Here is a 2,676-nt window from a genome sequence, read left to right as displayed (position 1 = left end):
GGCCCAGCGGCCCAGCGGCCCAGCGGCCCAGCGGCCCAGCGGCCCAGCGGCCCAGCGGCCCAGAATGGGCGAGGGCATAACCGGATCACGGTCAAGGGGGGAGACGCGGGCGGCGGGCGGCACTATGTAGAAGGGAAACCGCGAGGCATCATGTTCCTGTCCGTCTTCGACGTCTTCAAGATCGGCATCGGCCCCTCCTCCTCCCATACGATGGGGCCGATGGTGGCGGCGGGGCGGTTTCTCGATCTGCTCCGCGGCTCGCCCTTCCGGCCCGTGGCGCTCAGGTGCAGCCTGCACGGGTCGCTGGCCTTCACCGGGGTCGGCCATGCGACGGACCGGGCGGTGATCCTCGGGCTGGACGGATTTCTGCCCGCGACCTATGACGCTGATCACGCCGAAGCGGCCCTCGCCCGCATCCGCGAGACCGGCGAGGTCTCACCCCCAGGCCTGCCGCCGCTCGGCTTCCGGCCCGAGCACGATCTGGTGTTCGAGTACGGCGCGCCGCTTCCCGGACATCCAAACGGCATGACCCTTTCCGCCCGCGATGCGCAGGGAGATACGCTCGTCAGCGAAACCTACTACTCCATCGGCGGCGGCTTCGTGGTGACGCCGGAGGAACAGGCGGCGGGACCGGGCGGTGCCGCGCGGATCAGCGTGCCCTATCCCTTTGCCAGCGCGGCGGAGATGCTGCACATGGCTGCGGCCTCCCGCCTTTCCATCGCGGAGATGAAACGGGCCAATGAACGCGCCGTCCACTCCCGGCGGGAGGTGGAGGACGGGCTCGGGCGCCTGTGGACGGTGATGTCGGGCTGCATAGACCGGGGGCTGGCGACCGAGGGCATCCTGCCGGGTGGCCTGAACGTGCGGCGCCGGGCGCCCGCCATCCATGCGGCGCTGCTCCGGGAGCGGGGGCTGAACATCGCGCCGCCGCATACCGTCAACGACTGGATCGGCTGTTACGCCATGGCCGTGAACGAGGAGAATGCGGCGGGCGGACAGGTGGTGACCGCACCCACCAACGGCGCGGCGGGCGTAGTGCCTGCCGTGCTGCGCTACTGGCTCGACCATGTGCCGGGGGCGAGCGCGTCGCGGATCGGGGATTTCCTGCTGACCGCCTCCGCCATCGGCGGGATCGTGAAGCACAACGCCTCCATCTCCGGGGCGGAATGCGGCTGTCAGGCAGAGGTGGGCTCGGCGGCGGCGATGGCGGCAGCGGGGCTTGCGCAGGTGATGGGCGGCACGCCGGAGCAGGTGGAGAACGCGGCCGAGATCGCGCTGGAGCATCATCTCGGCATGACCTGCGACCCGGTTAAGGGGCTGGTTCAGGTGCCCTGCATCGAACGGAACGGGCTTGGCGCGATCAAGGCCGTCTCCGCCGCGTCGCTGGCGCTCCGGGGCGACGGGACACATTTCGTCCCGCTGGACGCCTGTATCGAGACGATGCGTCAGACCGGCGCGGACATGAGCGACAAGTACAAGGAAACCTCGCTGGGGGGCCTCGCCGTCAACGTGCCGAACTGCTGATCACTTGCGCTTGAGGTGTTCATCCAGACGGGGCAGGATTTCCACGAAGTTGCAGGGCTTGTGGCGATAGTCGAACTGATGGACGAGGATCTCGTCCCAGGCATCCCTGCAGGCCCCCGGGCTGCCGGGCAGAGCGAAAAGATACGTGCCCCCCGCCACACCTCCGCAGGCGCGCGATTGCACCGCGGACGTGCCTATCTTCTGCATCGAGACGATGGTGAAGACGGTGCCGAACGCCTCGATCTCCTTCTCATAGACGTCGCGATGCGCCTCCACCGTCACATCGCGGCCCGTAAGGCCGGTGCCGCCGGTGGTCAGGATCACGTCGATCCCCTCCTCCGCGATCCACTCCCGCAACCGGCCCGCGATGGCGGCGCGGTCGTCAGGCAGCAGGCCGCGCGCGGCAAGCACATGCCCGGCCGCCGTGATCCGCGCGGCCAGCGTGTCGCCGGAGCGGTCCTCCGCCGCGGTCCGCGTGTCGGAAACGGTCAGCACGGCGAAACGCACGGGAATGAAATCGGTCATTTTCCCTCCAGCCGGGATTGCAGAAGCAGCAGGTCCGACCAGCTTTCCCGCTTGCACGGCGGGTTGCGGAGCAGGAAGGCCGGGTGAAACATCGGCAGGGCCGGCCGGCCGAACACCGTCTGCCAGTTGCCGCGGAGCCGGGTGATCCCCTTGCGCCCCAGCAGCGCCTGACAGGAGATATTGCCCATGAGGACGAGGAAATCCGGGTCGGCCAGCGCCACATGCCGCTCCACGAAGGGCAGCATCATGGCGATTTCCTCCGGCGAGGGATCGCGGTTCTGCGGGGGCCGCCAGGGCAGGATATTGGTGATGTAGAGCGCCTTTTCCGCATCGGGCGCGGCGCGGCCCATGCCGATGGCGCCGAACATCAGGTCGAGCAGCCGCCCCGCGCGCCCGACAAAGGGCAGACCGCGCTGGTCCTCCTCCCGTCCCGGTGCCTCGCCGACGATCATCACCCGCGCGCCGGGCTGGCCATCGGCAAAGACGAGGTTCCGCGCGCCTTTCTTCAGTTCGCAATGGCTGTAGCCCGCCATGGCCTCCCGCAGGGCGGCAAGGTCGGGCGCGGCGGCGGCAAGGGCGCGGGCCTCGGCCACCGGATCGCCGGCGCTGTCCGCTTCGGGTGGCGGA

General features: G+C 69.5%; 3 protein-coding genes. 1 reads left to right on the top strand and 2 read right to left on the bottom strand.

Annotated features, from left to right (window positions below):
• Nucleotides 1-150: 150 nt before the first annotated feature.
• Entirely contained in the window at nt 151-1,524 is a 1,374-nt protein-coding gene (locus RT513_RS03270; protein WP_290687432.1) for an L-serine ammonia-lyase, read from the top strand.
• Here RT513_RS03270 and moaB read toward each other — a convergent pair whose 3' ends face one another.
• Both moaB and RT513_RS03260 read right to left on the bottom strand, forming a co-directional pair.
• The gene (moaB, locus tag RT513_RS03265; protein ID WP_290687434.1) at nt 1,525-2,049 is read right to left on the bottom strand and encodes a molybdenum cofactor biosynthesis protein B; all 525 of its coding nucleotides are present in this window, start codon (nt 2,047-2,049) and stop codon (nt 1,525-1,527) included. It abuts the gene before it with no gap.
• Nucleotides 2,046-2,676: uracil-DNA glycosylase (locus tag RT513_RS03260; protein ID WP_313533566.1), on the bottom strand; the 631-nt coding region annotated here is incomplete at its 5' end. The genes RT513_RS03260 and moaB, both read right to left, overlap by 4 nt.

Source organism: Haematobacter sp., from assembly GCF_032102465.1.
GTDB lineage: Bacteria > Pseudomonadota > Alphaproteobacteria > Rhodobacterales > Rhodobacteraceae > Haematobacter.
This window is presented reverse-complemented; position numbering and strand designations above follow the sequence as displayed.